The sequence below is a fragment of the Pseudorhodoplanes sp. genome (genome assembly GCF_035565795.1).
In the GTDB taxonomy this organism is placed as follows: domain Bacteria; phylum Pseudomonadota; class Alphaproteobacteria; order Rhizobiales; family Xanthobacteraceae; genus Pseudorhodoplanes.
Genome location: NZ_DATMRV010000276.1, coordinates 1 through 17,658, shown reverse-complemented (window position 1 = coordinate 17,658; position 17,658 = coordinate 1). Strand labels below are relative to the sequence as shown.

The window sequence follows — 17,658 nt, the reverse complement described above, 5'->3', positions numbered from 1 at the left end:
GCGAGCCTGCCGGCGCTGACGGTCGCCCCCGACATCGTGCTGGTCGCCGACAAGACCAGCCGCAGCGTGCCCGATGTGGCGCGCACTTTCCTCGCCGTGGTGCGCTACTTCCGTCTGGAGCGGATCGCCAACGATGCGCGCGCGATCGGTGCGACCGACTATTTCGACCGGCTGGCGCTCGACCGTGCGCGCGACTCGCTCGCCAGCGCGGCGCGGCGTCTCACGGCCGAGGTCCTGAACGGCGGCGTGGGGCAGGAGGCGATGGATGGCTGGGTCAAGCCGCGGGCCGGCGAGGTCGAGCGCATCCGCAACTCGATGCACGAGATCGCCGACACCGGGCTGACGCTGTCGAAGCTGTCAGTTGCGGCGAGTTTGCTTGGCGATCTCGCGGGGCGGTAGCGAGGCGTCACCGGCGAAAACAATAATCCGGTCGCCCCCGCCTTCACGGGGACGAGCGGCCCGGAAAATACCGTCGGGAACGGCGAAGCGGCGAGCAGCGCAACCTCAATGCCTGAAATGCCGCGTGCCGGTGAACACCATGGCAATGCCGGCGTCGTCGGCGGCCTTGATCACCTCGTCGTCGCGCATCGAGCCGCCGGGCTGGATCACGGCCGTTGCGCCGGCCTCGATCGCAACCAGAAGCCCGTCCGCGAACGGGAAAAACGCATCGGACGCCACCACCGAACCTTTGGTCAGCGGCTGCGCGAGGCCGAGTTCCTTCGCCGCGTCCTGCGCCTTGCGAGCAGCGATCCGCGCCGAATCGATGCGGCTCATCTGGCCGGCGCCGATGCCGACCGTGGCGCGATCCTTCGCATAGACGATGGTGTTGGACTTGACGTGCTTGGCCACGCGGAACGCGAAGATGAGATCGCGCATCTCCTCGTTGGTCGGCGCGCGCTTCGTCACCGGCTTGATCGTCATGTCGTCGGCGACCGCGTTGTCGCGGCTCTGCACGAGCAGGCCGCCGGCGACCGACTTCACAAGGAGGCCCGGCGCGCGCGGATCGGGCAGGCCACCCGCGAGCAGGAGCCGCAGGTTCTTCTTCGCGGCGACGATCGCGATCGCTTCCTCGGTTGCGTCCGGCGCGACGATGACTTCGGTGAAGATCTCGGTGATGACGCGCGCGGCGTCGGCGTCGAGCGTGCGGTTCAACGCGACGATGCCGCCGAAGGCCGATGTCGAATCGCAGGCCAGCGCCTTGCGATAAGCGTCCTCGAGCGAAGCGCCTTCGGCAACGCCGCACGGATTGGCGTGCTTGACGATGACGCAGGCCGCAGTGCGCGCCGGATCGAATTCGGCCACGCATTCATAGGCCGCGTCGGTATCGTTGATGTTGTTGTAGGAGAGTTGCTTGCCCTGCACCTGCCGCGCGGTCGCGACACCCGCGCGCCGTTCGGGCGAGCGATAGAACGCCGCCGTCTGATGCGGGTTCTCGCCATAGCGCAACGCTTCCGCAAGTTTTCCGCCGAAGGCGCGATAGGTCGGTGCGGTATCGTTCAGTTGCTCGGCGAACCAGTTCGAGATCGCAGCGTCATAGGCCGCGGTGCGCGCATAGGCCTTCGCGGCAAGCCGGCGCCGGAAATCGAGCGTCGTGCCGCCGGTCTTCATCGCCTCGAGCAGCGGGATGTAATCCTCCGCATCGACGATTACAGCGACATCGTCATGGTTCTTCGCGGCGGCGCGGATCATCGCCGGCCCGCCGATGTCGATATTCTCGATGCAGTCCTCGACGCTTGCGCCCTTCGCGACGGTCGCCTCGAACGGATAGAGGTTCACCACCAGAAGATCGATCGGCTTGATGCCGTGCGTCTTCATTGCGTCCGCATGTTCCGCATTGTCGCGGATCGCGAGCAGGCCGCCATGCACTTTCGGGTGCAGGGTCTTTACGCGGCCGTCCATCATCTCGGGGAAGCCGGTGAGCTGCGAGACGTCGATCACCGCGAGCCCCGCATCGGCGATCGCCTTCGCGGTCCCGCCGGTCGAGACAATCTCGACACCCTGCGCGGCCAATGCGCGCGCGAAATCGATCAATCCGGTCTTGTCGGAAACGGAAATCAGCGCGCATTCGATGCGGCGCGGGGAATTAGCCATTCTTTGTCTCTCGGTAAGCGCGGGCGGCGCATTACTCACTGTAAGCTCCCTCGCCCTGAAAGGGGGAGGGTTGGGGGAAGCGGGTCATTTACAGGAACCTTTGCGGAAAGGGGACCCCCAACCGGCTGCCGTCCTCCGTCTGACATGCGGCCTTCCCTTTCAGGGGGTAAGGCGTCAGAGCGGCAATTCCGGCTCGTTTTGGGGCTTCTTGCGGCCGTCGCCGTTTTTCTTCGGCGCGGCCTGACGCGGCATATGCGTGAATGTCCAGTGCACCCGCGGCACCTGCCGGGCGCGGCCGTGGATCACCAGCTGCACGGTGCGGCGCGGGCCCTCGGAACCGCCGAGATAGACGCTTTCCTCCAGCTCGACGCGATCCTCGTGGCTGTCGAAGCTCCACACATCCTTGTTCGGCAGCACCAGCATCGCGCCGTGTCCGTCGGACCTGCGGCTCGCCTTGACCGCAGGATGCAGATGAAAGCGCACCGCGAATTCGTCGAGCGCGCCGAGCGGGAGAATGTCGCCATTCGTCGGCATGAACACATCCTCGCCTTCCAGCTTGTTGCCGCCGGCCGTCAGCATCACCGCGCGCTGATGGATGATGCCGAACCGGGCGTAGCCGTCATGCGAGGCGCGCAGGATCAGCGAATCGCCGTGTTCGTTGCGCGCGACCGAGACCTGCGTCGGTCCGGCGACGATCGGCACGCCGATCAATTCGCGGAATGCGCCTTCCTCGCGGAAGGTGCAGGACGATGCGCTGTTGAATGTCACCGTGGAATGCGCCGGCGTCGCGCGTGCGACCTGCCGCCAGCTTTCCTTGTTGATCGCCGGCACGCCGCAATTGGTGACGATGCGCTGGCCGCCCGCGCAGAACTCGAAGGAAAGACATCCGGCGTGCGCCTCCTGGCTGACGGCCATCGGCGGCGGCGCGCCGGTATCCATCAGAAGGAGGAGGTTGTTGACCTTCAGCCGCTGGTAGCCCGAATGCGGCGCGTTGGCGACCGGTTCGCCGCGCACGTCGTCATAGGCGAGGATGGTGGCGATCAGGTCGGGCGCCGTCGGGCCCATGCCGTTGAACAGCGCGAAATTGCCGTCGTCATGCCGGAAGAAGCGCAGCATCGGCATCATGCGGTCGATCGCATTGAGGAGTTGCGGCGGCGGCGGCACGTTGCGGCTGGCAAAGGCCTGCTTCAGCGGAAGCAGATCGAGCAGCAGATCGACGATCACGCCGGGATTGCGGCTGACATGGCCGCCGTCGGGCAGCACCTGCTGGTCGAGTTCGTCGCCCAGCCGGTTGGTGATGGCGCTGATGTGACGCTCCTGCGTCGCCATGCATAGCGTCGCGTAGGTCAGCGCGATCGTGACCTGCAGATGCGGCGCGCCGGCGCGGGCTTCCGCAGCGTTCATGCGCAGGAAGCGAACCTGCTTCGTCAGGCTGCGCATGAAGCGGCGATAGAAAGCCGAATCGACATCCTGCAGGATCAGCGGCGCCTGGCTGATCCACGACATGATGCGGCGTGACAGCACGTCGGCGCGCCAGGCGAGCGGGTGCCATCCACCCTGCAGCGAAATCCACTCGTCGACCAGCGCGCGGGCATTGGCTCGCGTGATCGCGGAATCCGCGGCGCGCAGATGGCGCAGCCAGCCGAAGCCACAGAGTTCGGCGGCCCATTCGTCCGATGGCGGATTGAGTTCGAACGGCGAGCGGCCGTCGCAGATCACCACCTTGCCGGCAAAGGCGAAGCGCCCCGAATAGATTTCGCTCGCGCGCGTGGCGTCGGCGGTACGCAGGTCTTGCGGGGCGAGCAGCAGACGGTCGGACTTGCGCGGGATCAGGCGCCACGGCAGCAGCGGCAGATTGTTCACGCGTCCGCCGGCCCGGCGCAGACCGCGCCGCATCAGGATCAAGGACAGCTTTGTCCGTTCCCCGACCGTTACCCCCGCCATACCCTGCTCAGGCTCCCCTCACTGGACCAATCACGCCCCACCTTCGCGCATTCGCGCGCAACGCGCCACCGGATGAAGGCGGGCGGCGTCCCTTAGCTTACGCCGGTGATTCTGCGTTCCCCAAACGCCCGCAGATCTGCATGGCAAAATGCGGCGGACGCGAGGCATCCGCCGCAATGTCATAAGCGTTAACGGCTTGATCAGCCGGGATTTTCCGGTCGGCCCTCTGTTACCGTCCCCAGGGGCCGCCAGGGCGCGGATCGCCGCGATTCGCGCCCGACCACGGGCCCGAGGGCGGAACGCTGCCGCCCGGACGGGGCGAGGGGCTGGCTGTGCTGGCATAGCTGCCGCCGCCACCGGAATAGCCGCCCCCGAAATCGCCCTGGCCCATCTGGCGGGAGAGCTGCTGCAGCGCTGCGATCCGGTTCTCGGTCGCGGGATGCGTCGAGAACAGGTTGTCCATCCGCTCGCCCGACAGTGGGTTGATGATGAACATGTGCGCCAGCGCCGGATCGCGCTCCGCGCGCTCGTTCGGAATCGCATGCGCGGCATTGGCGATCTTGGCCAGCGCCGAGGCAAGCCAGATCGGCTGGCCGCAGATCTGCGCACCGAGCTTGTCGGCGGAATATTCGCGCGTCCGGCTGATCGCCATCTGCACCAGCATCGCCGCAATTGGTGCAAGGATCACCATCGCGAGCGTACCGATGATGCCGATGCCGCCGTTATTGTTGCGGTTGCCGCTGAAGAACATGCCGAACTGCGCGAGCATCGAAATCGCGCCGGCAATGGTCGCGGTGATCGTCATGATGAGCGTGTCGTGATTCTTGATATGCGCAAGCTCGTGCGCCACCACGCCCGCCACTTCCTCGCGGGTGAGCCGCTCGAGCAGGCCGGTGGTTACGGCAACCGCGGCATTCTCCGGATTGCGGCCGGTCGCGAACGCGTTCGGCTGTGCCTCGTCCATCAGATAGACCTTGGGCATCGGCAACTGGCCGCGCGCCGCAAGCTCCGCAACGAGGTTGTAGAGATCCGGCGCCGTGCGCGCGTCGACCTCCTGCGCGCCGGCCATGGAGAGGACCATCTTGTCCGAGTTCCAGTAGGTGAAGACGTTCATGCCGGCCGCGACGACGAGCGCGATCATCGCGCCGCCCGCTCCACCGATCAGATAGCCGACACCCATGAACAGGGCAGTCAGCCCCGCCAGCAACATGGCTGTCTTGAAGTAGTTCATCTGTCCCTCCGGCCGGGTGAGTGGCGCATCGTGGCGCGTCCCGGCCGCGACAAAGGATGGGAAGGGGTTAAGGTTCCTGCAAGATCGCCGCGTCACCACGACGCTGACAAGCCAGTCGTATGTATGCAACCATAGATTGAGATTGCGAATCGGATCGGGTTGTGGTCCACTAGGACCATGTTCCTTCACACGAGACTATTATCCGGCTCGCCGGCCATGGTCTTGATCGGGCTCGTGTTCGTCGCCGGGATGGCGGCGGGCGCGGTTCTGCGGCCGGCTCTGCCAGCGGTTGTGCCGGCACCGGCACCGGCTCCGATGCCGGCCGCGCGAGCGGAGCCGGTCACGCCGCCGCGCCAGGATGTGTCGCTCCAGGATCTGCGGCTTGCTGCGGGCGGACACCCGGCCGAGGTGCTGCGGGTCAATGACGGCGATACCTTCGAGGCGCGGGTCCATGTCTGGCCGGGCATGCAGGTCACGACAAAGGTGCGGCTGCGCGGTATCGACGCCGCCGAATTCCGCGCCCAATGCGCCGAGGAATATCGCCTGGCTGGTGCTGCGCGCGATGCGTTGGCGCGCCTCCTCGCCGAAGGCGGCGTCACGATCGGGCGGATCGACTTCGACAAGTATGGCGGCCGTGTTGTCGCGAGCGCCTCGACGCGAAATACGCCGGATGTTTCGGACGCGCTGCTGAAGACCGGCCTCGTGCGCGCCTATGATGGCGGGCGGCGGGAAGGCTGGTGCGGGCGGTAGGAAAGCCTCGATCTAAAAGCCCGCCACCCCGATCTCCTTCACTTCGTTCAGTCGATCAACCCCCCCGCCGCTTCGCGGGGAGAGGGAAAAGAAGCCCGCATTTCTCTTTCGCGAGACACGCGTTACGAAGCGCCGCAGGAGGAATCACCATGACCACTTATGTACTCGTGCACGGCGCCTGGGGCGGCGGATGGAAATATGCGCGCGTCGCGGACGCGTTGCGCAAGCGCGGCCACACCGTGTTCACGCCGACGCTGACCGGGCAGGGCGAGCGGTCGCATCTTCTGTCCGGCGACATCAATCTGACCACGCATGTCACCGACATTCTCAATGTCATTCGCTACGAGGATCTGTCCGGCGTCGTGCTCGCCGGCCATTCCTATGGCGGCATGGTGATCACCGCCGTTGCCGACGCGATCCCCGAGAAGATCGCGGCGCTGGTCTATGTCGACGCGTTCATTCCGGAAGACGGCCAGTCGCTGTTCGATCTCAACATTCCCGCCAACACACAGATGTTCATGGATCGTGCCGGCGCCGTGCCGGGCGCGCTCGCCGGACTCGTGATCCCGCCGCCGCCCGCGGCCTATTTTGGCGTCAATGCGAAGGATGCACCGCGCGTCGACGCGCTTGCCGCACCACAGCCGCTCGGCTGCATGATCGAGAAGATCAGGCTCACCGGTGCGTATCGCAACGTCCCGAAGCGCATCTATCTGCACGGCACGGTGCTGCCGCGCGAAAGTCCGTTCAAGCCGTTCTACGAGCGCGCCAAGGCAGAAGGCTGGGAGGCGCATGCCCTGGCCTGCGGGCACGACATCATGCTCGACAAGCCTGAGGAGATGACCGAGATCCTCGACAAGGCGGCGTGATGGCGGCGATTGCTGGCAACGCTTCGCCCGAAACAAAATGGCCGGGCAATGCCCGGCCATTCGTCGTCTGTTCAGATCGGTTGTTGTTTGGTCGAAGCGGGTTCAGTCCCGCGATTTGACGCCCCGGGGAAATGTTTCGTCAGCGCGTGACGACGACGGCGGTACCGTATCCGACACGGTTGTAGAGATCGAGGATGTCGGCGTTGTGCATGCGGATGCAGCCATACGACACGAAGCCACCGATCGAGCCCGGCGCGTTGGTGCCGTGAATGGCATATTCGCCGCCTGACAGGGTCAGCGCGGCGGCGCCCATCGGGTTCGACGGCACGCCACCGGGGATCACGTCCGGCAGGCGCGGGTTGTCGCGCTTCACTTCACGCGGCGGCGCCCAGGCCGGCTTGATGCGCTTGCCGTCGATATAGCGGGTGCCGAACCAGGATTTGCCCGCGCGACCGACGCCGACCGGATAGGCGATCGCCTTGCCGCCACCCACCACGTAGTAGAGGCGCCGCTGGCCGTATTTCACCACCACGGTACCGGGGCTGTAATTCTCGTTGAAGGAGACAGTTTGACGGGCCTCGGCAGGGCCGGCGACCGCGAAGGCGGATGCTGCGACGGAGACGGCGAGCGAAAAAGCGAGCGCAAGGCGCATGGATTTCAGTCCCGTTATGAGAATCGGCCGTTTTCGGGTCCGGATTTGGCCGGGAAAATAACTCAATCGCGCCCGGGGAAAAAGCGTTTGGAAGCAACAATGTAAAGGGTGTTGAAATCCGGCAACGCAATTCAGAGCGTTGCCGGAAATTCCGTGGCAATCGGTCCTAGGCGGTGGCCCGGTTCTGTCGATTGGTTACCAGATCGTCGACCACGGTCGGGTCCGCGAGCGTCGTGGTGTCGCCGAGGTTGGAGAAATCGTCCTCCGCGATCTTGCGCAGGATGCGCCGCATGATCTTGCCGGACCGGGTTTTCGGAAGTCCGGGCGCGAATTGCAGGAGATCCGGCGAGGCGATGGCGCCGATTTCCTTGCGGACCCAGCCGACCAGTTCCTTCCTGAGTTCCTCGCTCGGGGTCTCGCCGGCCATCAGGGTGACATAGGCGTAGATGCCCTGGCCCTTGATCGCGTGCGGATATCCGACGACGGCGGCTTCCGACACCTTGGGATGGGCGACCAGCGCGGATTCGACTTCCGCCGTCCCCATGCGATGGCCCGATACGTTGATCACGTCATCCACGCGGCCGGTGATCCAGTAATAGCCGTCCTCGTCGCGCCGGCAGCCGTCACCGGTGAAGTACTTGCCGGGATAGGTGCTGAAATAGGTTTCGACGAAGCGCTTGTGGTCACCATAGACCGTGCGCATCTGGCCGGGCCATGAGTCTGCGATGCATAGATTACCGGTGGTGGCGCCCTGCAGGATCTTGCCCTCGGCGTCGACGATCTCGGGCTTGATGCCGAAGAACGGCAGCGTCGCCGATCCCGGCTTCTGCGCGATGGCGCCCGGCAGCGGCGTGATCAGGATGCCGCCGGTCTCGGTCTGCCACCAGGTATCGACGATCGGGCAGCGGCTGTCGCCGACCACGCGGTAGTACCATTCCCAGGCTTCGGGGTTGATCGGCTCGCCAACCGAACCGAGCAGTCGCAACGAGGCACGCGAGGTCTTCTTCACCGGCGCATCGCCCGCCTGCATCAGCGCACGGATCGCGGTCGGCGCGGTGTAGAAGATGTTGACCTTGTGCTTGTCGATGACTTCCCAGAAACGCGAATTGGTCGGGTAGTTCGGCACGCCTTCGAACATCAGCGTGATCGCACCGTTCTGCAGCGGGCCGTAGACGATGTAGCTGTGACCGGTCACCCAGCCGACGTCGGCCGTGCACCAGTAGATGTCGCCATCGTGATAGTCGAAGACATACTGGTGCGTCATCGACGTGTAGACGCCATAGCCTCCGGTGGTGTGCAGCACGCCCTTCGGCTTTCCGGTCGAGCCCGAAGTGTAGAGGATGAAGAGCGGATCCTCCGCATTCATCTCCTCGCAGGGGCAGTCGGCCGGAACGATCTTTGCCACATCGTCGTAATAAACGTCGCGACCGGCCTTCATGTTCACCGGTGCGCCGGTGCGCTTCACCACGATCACCGATTTCACGCCGCCGGCCTTCTCGCATGCGGCGTCGACATTGTCCTTCAGCGGAATCTTGCGGCCGCCGCGCAAACCCTCGTCGGCGGTGACGACGACGGTGGATTTGCAGTCGTCGATGCGGCCGGCGATCGAATCCGGCGAGAATCCGCCGAACACCACCGAATGGATCGCGCCGATGCGCGCGCAGGCGAGCATCGCGTAGGCTGCCTCGACGATCATCGGTAGATAGATGGTGACGCGGTCGCCTTTCTTGACGCCCTGAGCCTTCAGGACATTGGCGAACCTGCAGACCTCGGCGTGAAGCTGCCTGTAAGTGACGGTCCTGGAATCCTTCGGGTCGTCGCCTTCCCAGATGATCGCGGTCTGATCGCCGCGCTTCGCCAGATGCCGGTCGACGCAGTTATAGGCGATGTTGAGGGTGCCGTCCTCGAACCATTTGATCGAGACGTTGTCGGGTGCGAACGATGTGTTCTTGACCTTGGTAAAGGGCTTGATCCAGTCGACGCGCATGGCCTGCTCGGCCCAGAACTTGTCGGGATCCGCGACCGATGCGGCATACATCTCGCGATACTTCGCCTGGTCGATGAAAGCGCGCTTCTTCCAATCGGACGAAACGTCATAAATCTTGTCAGACATCAATTTCCTCCCGGCAACGCCGCAGGTTGAAACGCTTCCCGTGCGCCTGTTTTGGTTGCCGCAATTATGCGACAGGCGTTCCCGAAGCGACAAGAGCTTGCGTGTTCCACTTTCGTCAGACCGGCCGCTGAACAGAGGCAGTCCGACCGGCCCGCTTGCGAAAGGCGGGAACACTGTCCTTTCGCGATGCCGGGCAGGTGACGGACGCGGCGGGCTAGACTCCACCCATCTTGCAGACAACCTTCCATTCGGCAGCGGTGACGGGCTGCACCGACAGGCGCGACAACTTGACCAGCGCCATGTCCTTCAGCTTCGCCTCCTTCTTGATAGCTTCGAGCGTTACCGGCGTCTTGAGCGGTTCGCGCGCGACAAAGTCGACCACAACCCATGGCTCGCCTGCCTTCGCCGTCGGATCGGGATAGCTTTCGCGCACCACCTCGACGATCCCGACGATCTCCTTGCCGACATTCGAGTGATAGAAGAAAGCGAGGTCGCCCTTCTTCATCTTCTCGAGATTCTGCTTCGCTGTGTGATTGCGCACGCCGGTCCAGGCTTCGCCCTTCTTGCCGGACTTGACCTGCTGGTCCCAGGACCACGCATCCGGCTCGCTCTTCACCAGCCAGTAGTTCATCTTATCCCTCCGCGCGGAACGGCCGCGTCATGAGTCGTTCGATTGCTTCGTCGATTGTGACGTCGCCGCCAAGGACATCCGATACAGCCGAGACGACCGGCATGTCGATATCCAGCGAGCTTGCCAGCTCGTTCAGCACGGAGGCCGTATAGACGCCTTCCGCAAGTCCGGTCTCGGCGATTGCCTGTAGCGGAGTCAATCCTTTGCCGAGTGCGAGGCCGAGCGAGAAGTTGCGCGATTGCGATGTCGAGCAGGTCAGGATCAGGTCGCCGAGGCCGGACAGTCCGGTCAGTGTCTCCGGTCGTGCGCCCAGCGCGCGCCCGAACCGCATCAGCTCAGCAAAGCCGCGCGTCGTCAGCGCTGCGGCGGCACTCGCGCCAAGGCCGCGGCCGGAAACGACGCCTGCGGCAATCGCGAGCACATTCTTCGCTGCGCCGCCGATCTCGACGCCGCGCAGATCAGTGGAGTGGTAGGGCCGGAATGTTGGGGAGCCGAGCGCGCGGGTCAGGTTGATCGCAACCTTCTCGTCTTCTGCCGCGAGTGTCACGGCGGTCGGCAATCCGCGCACCACGTCGGCCGCAAAGCTAGGACCCGAGAGGATTGCGGGCGCGGCATTGGGGGCGGCTTCCGCTATCACCTGGGTCATGAACTTGTGTGTGCCGCGCTCGATTCCCTTTGCACAGGCGATGACCGGCATGCCGTTGGTGATGAGCGGCGCAAGCGTCGCCGCAACTTCCCGCAGTGCCTGCGCCGGAACGACGAGCAGGATCGCGTCACAGCGGGTCGCGTCCTCGAGTTTCCCGGTGATTGCGATGCGATCGTCGATCGTCACATCGGCCAGCCGAGGACTTTTGCGAGTCTGCGTCAGCGTCTCTGCGGCATCCCGATCGCGCGTCCATACGACGACATCGCGTCCCGCACGCTGCGCTGCGCTCGCGAGCGCAAGGCCCCAGCTGCCGGCACCAATGATGGACAGTCTCTGATAGGGCATGCTTAGCCTCGCGATCCGGCATGCGCCACCGCTTCCAGCGGCCAGCGCGCCCGAGGGGCAACACCAAGTTCATCCGTCAGCCCGGCCGCTAGTCGTTCAGCGCCGGCCCATGCGATCATGGCGCCGTTGTCGGTGCACAGGATCGGAGGAGGGACGAGCAGGCGTATTCGCGATTCATCGGTCAGACGCTGGAGCGTTTGACGAATGGCCTGATTGGCCGCAACGCCTCCTGCCGCGACAAGTGCATTCGGCGCACCATAGCGTTCGGTGAAAAGGCGGAGCCCGGCACGCAGCCTGTCATAGACAGTGTCGATGATGGCTTGCTGGAACGATGCGCACAGGTCCGCGACGTCCTGATCCGAAAGTGGCGCGATTCGCTCGGCTTCGAGCCGCACGGCGGTCTTCAGCCCGGACAGCGAAAAGTCGGGTTCGCGGCGATATTGCATCGGTCGCGGCAAGGCGAAGCGGTGCGGGTTTCCATTCGCGGCGAGCCGCTCCACCTTCGGTCCCCCAGGATAGCCGAGGCCAAGCAGCTTTGCAGTCTTGTCGAACGCCTCACCGATGGCATCGTCCATCGTGTTGCCGAGCAGCACATACTCACCGACACCGCGCACGGCGACGACTTGCGTGTGACCGCCGGATGCGAGGAACAGGCAATAGGGAAATTCGACGCCGTCCGTCAGGCGTGCGGTGAGTGCGTGCGCCTCGAGGTGGTTGACCGCGACCAGCGGCGTGCGGTGAACGAGGGCGAGCGCCTTTGCGGTGGTCAGCCCGACAATCACCCCGCCGATCAGGCCGGGGCCTGCGGCGGCAGCAATCCCGTCCAGGGAACCGAATTCGCACTGCGCCTCCGCCATCGCCTGCGCGATCAGGAGATCCAGCGCCTCGACATGCGCGCGGGCGGCGATCTCCGGAACCACGCCGCCGAAAGCCGCGTGTTCGTCGGTCTGCGACAGCACGATATTGGACAGAATTCGCCCGCGCCCGGCCGGATCGCGTTCGACGATCGCGGCCGCGGTTTCATCGCAGGTCGTTTCGATGCCCAGCACAATCATCGGCTTGCATTCCCTGCCGGGACGCGGCCCTATGGCCGCCGAACCGGCCCGCATTGCGGTGGTTCGGCGTAGCATTGTGAGGTTTGATGGCGCAATCGGCTTCTTTCGCGCACCTGTTGCGGATTGGGACGCGAGGCTCTCCACTGGCTTTGGCGCAGGCCCATACCGTTCGTGACCGGCTGGTCGCGGCGCATGGCTGTGCGCCCGAGGATATTGCGATTGTCGTCATCAAGACCACGGGCGACCGCATCCTCGACCGGCCCCTGTCGGAAGCCGGCGGCAAAGGCCTGTTCACCAAGGAGATCGAGGAAGCCCTGCTCGCGAACGACATCGACATTGCGGTGCACTCCTCCAAGGATATGCCGACGCAATTGCCGGACGGCCTCGCGCTGGTCGCTTATCTCGAGCGTGAAGATGTGCGCGACGTCTTCATCAGCCGCAAGGCCGCGACGATCGCCGATCTGCCGCGTGGTGCATTGGTCGGAAGCGCGTCGCTTCGGCGGCAAGCGCTGGTCAAACGATTGCGGCCAGATCTTCGCGTCGGGGTGTTCCGCGGCAATGTTCAGACGCGGCTGCGCAAGCTCGATGAGGGCGAAGCGGATGCGACCCTGCTCGCGCTCGCCGGCCTGAAGCGGCTTGGCCTCGAGCGGGAGGCGACGGCAATCCTGCCCCTCGATCAATTTCCTCCGGCCATCGGACAGGGCGCGATCGGAATCGAAGCGCGTGAACGCGACGGCGCAATCCTCGATCTGTTGAAGCCGATTGCGGATCGCAGCACGAAGATTGCGCTCGAAACCGAACGCGCGTTCCTCGCCGCGCTCGATGGTTCGTGCCGTACGCCGATCGCCGGACTTGCGACCGTCGATGGCGGAAGCCTCAGCTTCCACGGCATGATTCTGCGGCCGGACGGCAGCGAGGTTTTCGAGACGTGGCGGCAAGGCGCCGTCGCGGATGCGTCGCGGCTGGGCGACGATGCCGGGCGCGAACTGAAGGCGCGCGGCGGCCCGGATTTCTTCACGAGCGGATGATGCGGCTCCTGTTGACGCGTCCTCTGTCGGAAGCGGAGCGCACGGCAAAGTCCCTGCGCGCGATGGGACATGATGTTGTCATCGCGCCGGTCCTTATGATCGAAACCATCCCGAACGTGGCGATCGGCGAGGGCCCTTACGCCGGCGTTGTCATGACCAGCGGCAATGCTGCCCGCGCCGTGGCCGGGCACCCACAAATGGCGTCGATCTCAGCCATCGATTGCTTCGCGGTCGGATCGCAGACGGCAGAAGCTGCCCGGCAGGCGGGTTTTGGTACGGTGCACGTCGCTGGCGGCGATGGTGGCGATCTTGCGCGATTGGTCGGAGAGCGGCTGCGCGATCAGACCAGACCGCTTCTCTATCTTGCGGGTGATGATCGGGCACGCGACATGGCGGCGGAACTCGCTCCGTACGGATTGCGTCTTGAGATTGCGGTTGTCTATCGCGCGCGGGCCGCGCGCAGCTTTCCGCCCGAGGTCGCGGCTGCGCTGAAGGCCGGACACTTCGATGGCGTTATGCATTATTCCCGGCGCAGCACCGCAATTTTTGTCGATTGCGTGCAGGTGGCCGGCGCCGATGACGCGGCCGCGCATGTGCAGCATTTCTGCCTCTCGGCCCGCGCATCGGAACCGTTAGCGACGATTAACGCCAACTCCATTCTTGTCGCGCAAAATAGGGATGAATCGGCGATGTTGGCTCTGGTATCCGCGTCCTAGGGCAAAGTTGCCGCGATGTGGCATCCCTAGTATCGAAAGCGTCCGAGAGCCTGAATTCCGGTTCTCGCCGTCTTGTCGAGGAGACCGCGCCGGAGACAGCCTATGACAGACGACAAAAACGAACCCAACAAGCCTGCGACAGGTCCGTCCGCGGGAAGCCCGAACCGGCCGAATACCATCGACCTGAAGGCGACCGAGATAAAGTCTGAGCCGGGGAAGCCGGACGAGCAGGCTGCCGGCGCGGCGCCGCAGCCCTCCGAGAGCGAGACCGACGCCTCGCGGGCCCGCGAGCCCCATGGCTCGCCATGGGGAGTCATCGGCATCGGGGCCTCCGCGGCGATCGTCTCCTTTGCCGTCGGTCTCGGAGCCGGCCATTGGTTGTCCGGCGGTATGGCGCCGCAATCGGCGCTTGCTCCCGCTGCTGTTGAAACTGCCCCGTCGCCCGAATTGCTGGCGCGCATCGGCAAGCTCGAAGCGCAGATCAATGCGCCGCGTCAGGATGACGCGCAGCTGCAGGCCCGCCTCGCCAAGATCGAGAGCCAGTTGAATGCGCCGCGCGCAAACGATCAGCAACTGATCGCGCGCATCGCGGCCGCCGAAGCGGCAGTGAAGACGATGTCCGACATGGTTGCCGCGCGCGAGCGTCGCAGCGACGACATCGCCGCCATCGCCCATGAGGCGCGCGACCGTGCATCGAGCGCGGCATCCGCGGTCGAGGCCGCGAAGAACGAATCGCGTGGGGCAGCTCCGGAAGCGCGCGCCGACTTCGATGCGCTTGTGGCCAAAGTTGCAACACTCGAACAGACTGCGCGAGCCAGCCAGGCCGAACTCGCGCGCCGCACGACGGCCGACGACACCAAGAGCAGGTTCGCGATTGCGACGATCGCGTTGCGCGATGCAGTTGAGGCCGGCGTACCGTATCAGCCGGAATTGCAGGCCGTGAAATCGCTGACGGGCGACGCAAATGCGCTTGCTCCGCTCGAGCCCTTCGCTGCAACCGGCCTGCCGAGTGCGGCGTCGCTCGGACGCGAGCTTGCCGGATTGATGCCGGCGATCTGGAAGGCCGCGCGCAAGGACGAACCGCAGCAAGGGACATTCCTGGAGCGGCTGCAATCCAACGCCGCGAAGATCGTGCGCGTGCGTCCTGCGGGCGACGTTGCCGGCGACGATCCGGCCAGCGTCAGTGCGAGGATCGAGACGCGCGCCGATCATGCCGACATTCGCGGTGCGCTTGCTGAGCTCGCCAAATTGCCGGCGGATGCGCGCGCGCCCGCCGCCGCCTGGATCAAGAAGGCCGAGGCACGCAACGCTGCGCTCGCCGCGGCACGGACTGTCTCGCAGGCTGCACTTGGCGCGCTCGCCAAGTCGGGATCCTGAGCGAGTTCGCCAATGCTTCGTGTCGTATACTTTCTGATTGCCGTCGGATTGATCGCGCTTGCGAAAGCGTGGCTGGCCGATCGGCCGGGCGACGTCGCCATCACATGGCTCGGCTGGCGTATCGAGACATCGGTGATGGTGCTGACAGTCGCCCTTATCGCGATCATCGCCGCTGTCATGCTGCTCTGGACGGTGGTACGCGGGCTGTGGCGTTCTCCCGCACAGGTCGCGTCCGCCTTGCGCAACCGACGCGAAGCGCGCGGTCAGCGCGCGATCATGCAGGGCCTGATCGCGGTCGGCGCGGGTGACGCGCGCGCTGCGCAGCGTTATGCCGAAGAGGCGCGAAAGCTTGCGCCCGATGATGCGCTGACGCTCCTGCTCACTGCGCAATCCGCGCAGTTAAGCGGCGACCGCGCGGCTGCCGAACGCGCCTTTCGCCGGATGGCCGGCAGCAACCGGACGAAGCTGCTCGGCCTGCGCGGGCTGTTCATCGAGGCGCAGCGGCGTGACGACCTCTCCGCTGCGCGCGCTTATGCCGAGGAAGCGGCAAAAGCCGCACCGACCTTGCCCTGGGCGGGGCTTGCAGCGCTGCAGGTCCGGTGCGCGACCGGCGACTGGGCGGGCGCGCTCGACATCCTGGAGAAAAATCGATCGGCGGGCGTCCTCGATCGCGAGACCTATCGCCGGCAGCGCGCGGTGTTGCTGACCGCGCGCGCCCTTGCGACCGAACAAAATGAGCGTGATACCTCGCAGGCGCTGGTCTACGAGGCGGCAAAGCTCGCGCCCGATCTCGTTCCGGCCGTGGCGCTCGCGGCGCGCTATCTGGCTGAAGGCGGCGATGTGCGAAAGGCCAGCCGGATGATCGAGCGTGCATGGCAAACCGCGCCGCATCCGGATCTTGCAGAAACCTATGCCTACCTGCGCCAGGGTGCGCCGGCGCGCGAGCGCCTTGATCGTGTCCGCAAGCTGGCGGCGCTCGCGCCGAACAACATCGAGAGCGCACTGGCGCTTGCGCGCGCCGCGATCGACGCCCGCGAATTTGCGGAAGCGCGAAATGCGCTGGCGCCATTCATCGCAAGGCCCACGCAGCGAGTCGCGCTGTTGATGGCCGATCTCGAGCAGGCCGAATTTGCCGACGAGGGGCGCTCGCGCGAATGGACAGCGCGCGCCGTTTATGCGTTGCGCGATCCGGCCTGGATGGCGGATGGCCATGTCTCGGATCAATGGCGCCCGATCTCGCCCGTGACGGGACGAATCGACGCCTTCGAATGGAAAGCGCCTGACCCAGCGATCGGCTCGGATGCGTTGGACACTGAGGACGTGGATGCAAGGGTGGAACCGGCGCGTCCGGTGATTGAGGCCAAGCCGGCACCCGGAACTGCACCTGCAACGCCACCTGTAGCTGCAACTGCCCCGCCCCCGTCGCCTGCGGCACCCCGGCCGCTGCCCGCCTCTTCGGCCGCCAGCGCGCCAAAGAGCAAGCGCGACGTGCCGGAATCCGTTGTGCCGATTACCCATGTGCCGGACGATCCGGGGCCCGATCCGGACCTGGAGCGCGAGCCCTTGCCGGATACCACGTCCACGTCGCCCGGCTGGAAACGTCTGTTCTTTTTCTGATCGGGGCTGCCCCGGGGCGGGCAAGACGCTGCCAATGGACTCGGTCGCGTATCTGATCCTTTGGCAAGCGCCGACGACGCTTGTGTTGACAGGCGCGGAGGCTGAAGACGAAACGGGCATGTTCTTCGCGGTGCTCGCCAAAGGCCGAGTGGCGTAATCGCAACGCGACCGTTCCCATTGGCGACTGCACGATCAATCGATTCTGAATCGCGACAAGTGGTCTCGCCTGCTTCCATGGCGTGTCCGGGAACAAGCCGGGCGGCACAAACGAGCTTCATCGCGAACGACACCAAGCTGCAATACGCGGGTGGCGCGCGACGTCGGGCCGTGACCGTTTGCAGGGCCTCGAAATTGGACAGCACAACCTTTGAAACGCAGCCGGATTGTGCTGCAATGGATCTTGGGCGGGATGAACGCAGTTTGGTCCGATGACCTCAGCCGGTTTCCGAGCGTTTTCTCTCGCGATCGCGACTATCGCTGTATTCGCCGCCTGCACCGCCCCGGCGTCTGAGCCCGAGACGGGATCCAAGAAGGTACTCGTGCTGCACTCCTTCGGCCGGGAGTTCAAACCGTGGAGCGAGTACGCCAAGGCCATC

14 protein-coding genes and 1 pseudogene are annotated in these 17,658 nt (G+C 65.2%); 7 read left to right on the top strand and 8 right to left on the bottom strand.

Annotated features, from left to right (window positions below; translation table 11 throughout):
- A pseudogene (locus VNZ93_RS24530) lies at window positions 1-399 on the top strand (NAD-glutamate dehydrogenase); the annotation flags it as partial.
- A 105-nt stretch (window positions 400-504) separates the two neighbouring features.
- Here VNZ93_RS24530 and purH read toward each other — a convergent pair.
- The 3 genes from purH to htpX all read right to left on the bottom strand — a co-directional run bounded on the left by purH (window position 505) and on the right by htpX (window position 5,266).
- Entirely contained in the window at window positions 505-2,091 is a 1,587-nt protein-coding gene (gene purH, locus VNZ93_RS24525; protein ID WP_325711765.1) for a bifunctional phosphoribosylaminoimidazolecarboxamide formyltransferase/IMP cyclohydrolase, read from the bottom strand.
- Between the two features lie 174 nt (window positions 2,092-2,265).
- Window positions 2,266-4,035, bottom strand: a complete 1,770-nt coding sequence (locus tag VNZ93_RS24520) for a heparinase II/III family protein (RefSeq protein ID WP_325711762.1) — start codon at window positions 4,033-4,035, stop codon at window positions 2,266-2,268.
- A gap of 229 nt (window positions 4,036-4,264) precedes the next feature.
- Window positions 4,265-5,266 carry a zinc metalloprotease HtpX gene (htpX, locus tag VNZ93_RS24515; protein ID WP_325711759.1) on the bottom strand — a complete coding sequence of 334 codons (1,002 nt, stop codon included), beginning with the start codon at window positions 5,264-5,266 and terminating at the stop codon, window positions 4,265-4,267.
- A gap of 177 nt (window positions 5,267-5,443) precedes the next feature.
- Between htpX and VNZ93_RS24510 the strand changes: the two genes are divergently transcribed.
- Window positions 5,444-6,016, top strand: a complete 573-nt coding sequence (locus tag VNZ93_RS24510) for a thermonuclease family protein (RefSeq protein WP_325711756.1) — start codon at window positions 5,444-5,446, stop codon at window positions 6,014-6,016.
- A gap of 149 nt (window positions 6,017-6,165) precedes the next feature.
- Complete coding sequence (locus VNZ93_RS24505) at window positions 6,166-6,882, top strand: alpha/beta hydrolase (protein ID WP_325711753.1); 717 nt, start codon at window positions 6,166-6,168, stop codon at window positions 6,880-6,882.
- A 139-nt stretch (window positions 6,883-7,021) separates the two neighbouring features.
- On the opposite strand, the gene VNZ93_RS24500 is transcribed toward VNZ93_RS24505, so the two are convergent.
- The 5 genes from VNZ93_RS24500 to tsaD form a co-directional block, all read right to left on the bottom strand.
- A complete protein-coding gene (locus VNZ93_RS24500) occupies window positions 7,022-7,534 on the bottom strand; it encodes a L,D-transpeptidase (protein WP_325711750.1) in 513 nt (170 codons plus the stop codon).
- A 166-nt stretch (window positions 7,535-7,700) separates the two neighbouring features.
- The gene (gene acs / locus VNZ93_RS24495) at window positions 7,701-9,647 is read right to left on the bottom strand and encodes an acetate--CoA ligase (protein WP_325711747.1); all 1,947 of its coding nucleotides are present in this window, start codon (window positions 9,645-9,647) and stop codon (window positions 7,701-7,703) included.
- A gap of 214 nt (window positions 9,648-9,861) precedes the next feature.
- Window positions 9,862-10,278, bottom strand: coding sequence for an EVE domain-containing protein (locus tag VNZ93_RS24490; RefSeq protein ID WP_325711744.1), 417 nt, complete (start codon window positions 10,276-10,278; stop codon window positions 9,862-9,864).
- A 1-nt stretch (window position 10,279) separates the two neighbouring features.
- Complete coding sequence (locus tag VNZ93_RS24485; RefSeq protein WP_325711741.1) at window positions 10,280-11,269, bottom strand: NAD(P)H-dependent glycerol-3-phosphate dehydrogenase; 990 nt, start codon at window positions 11,267-11,269, stop codon at window positions 10,280-10,282.
- A gap of 2 nt (window positions 11,270-11,271) precedes the next feature.
- Complete coding sequence (gene tsaD / locus VNZ93_RS24480) at window positions 11,272-12,318, bottom strand: tRNA (adenosine(37)-N6)-threonylcarbamoyltransferase complex transferase subunit TsaD (protein ID WP_325711768.1); 1,047 nt, start codon at window positions 12,316-12,318, stop codon at window positions 11,272-11,274.
- 92 nt (window positions 12,319-12,410) lie between these two features.
- On the opposite strand from tsaD, the gene hemC reads away from it, so the two are divergent.
- The 4 genes from hemC (at window position 12,411) to VNZ93_RS24460 (ending at window position 17,062) form a co-directional block, all read left to right on the top strand.
- Complete coding sequence (gene hemC, locus VNZ93_RS24475; RefSeq protein WP_325711738.1) at window positions 12,411-13,352, top strand: hydroxymethylbilane synthase; 942 nt, start codon at window positions 12,411-12,413, stop codon at window positions 13,350-13,352.
- Window positions 13,349-14,068: a uroporphyrinogen-III synthase gene (locus VNZ93_RS25005; RefSeq protein WP_414710187.1), complete on the top strand. Its 720-nt coding sequence runs from the start codon at window positions 13,349-13,351 to the stop codon at window positions 14,066-14,068. Before hemC ends, VNZ93_RS25005 begins: the two co-directional genes overlap by 4 nt.
- Window positions 14,069-14,170: 102 nt before the next feature.
- Window positions 14,171-15,445, top strand: coding sequence for a hypothetical protein (locus tag VNZ93_RS24465; RefSeq protein WP_325711732.1), 1,275 nt, complete (start codon window positions 14,171-14,173; stop codon window positions 15,443-15,445).
- 12 nt (window positions 15,446-15,457) lie between these two features.
- A complete protein-coding gene (locus VNZ93_RS24460; RefSeq protein WP_325711729.1) occupies window positions 15,458-17,062 on the top strand; it encodes a heme biosynthesis protein HemY in 1,605 nt (534 codons plus the stop codon).
- Window positions 17,063-17,658: the final 596 nt, after the last annotated feature.

Bases quoted from the DNA above. Each gene is read 5' to 3' on its own strand.
- purH (WP_325711765.1), bottom strand. From the start codon at position 2,091: ATGGCTAATTCCCCGCGCCGCATCGAATGCGCGCTGATTTCCGTTTCC.
- VNZ93_RS24520 (WP_325711762.1), bottom strand. From the start codon at position 4,035: ATGGCGGGGGTAACGGTCGGGGAACGGACAAAGCTGTCCTTGATCCTG.
- htpX (WP_325711759.1), bottom strand. From the start codon at position 5,266: ATGAACTACTTCAAGACAGCCATGTTGCTGGCGGGGCTGACTGCCCTG.
- VNZ93_RS24510 (WP_325711756.1), top strand. From the start codon at position 5,444: ATGTTCCTTCACACGAGACTATTATCCGGCTCGCCGGCCATGGTCTTG.
- VNZ93_RS24505 (WP_325711753.1), top strand. From the start codon at position 6,166: ATGACCACTTATGTACTCGTGCACGGCGCCTGGGGCGGCGGATGGAAA.
- VNZ93_RS24500 (WP_325711750.1), bottom strand. From the start codon at position 7,534: ATGCGCCTTGCGCTCGCTTTTTCGCTCGCCGTCTCCGTCGCAGCATCC.
- acs (WP_325711747.1), bottom strand. From the start codon at position 9,647: ATGTCTGACAAGATTTATGACGTTTCGTCCGATTGGAAGAAGCGCGCT.
- VNZ93_RS24490 (WP_325711744.1), bottom strand. From the start codon at position 10,278: ATGAACTACTGGCTGGTGAAGAGCGAGCCGGATGCGTGGTCCTGGGAC.
- VNZ93_RS24485 (WP_325711741.1), bottom strand. From the start codon at position 11,269: ATGCCCTATCAGAGACTGTCCATCATTGGTGCCGGCAGCTGGGGCCTT.
- hemC (WP_325711738.1), top strand. From the start codon at position 12,411: ATGGCGCAATCGGCTTCTTTCGCGCACCTGTTGCGGATTGGGACGCGA.
- VNZ93_RS25005 (WP_414710187.1), top strand. From the start codon at position 13,349: ATGATGCGGCTCCTGTTGACGCGTCCTCTGTCGGAAGCGGAGCGCACG.
- VNZ93_RS24465 (WP_325711732.1), top strand. From the start codon at position 14,171: ATGACAGACGACAAAAACGAACCCAACAAGCCTGCGACAGGTCCGTCC.
- VNZ93_RS24460 (WP_325711729.1), top strand. From the start codon at position 15,458: ATGCTTCGTGTCGTATACTTTCTGATTGCCGTCGGATTGATCGCGCTT.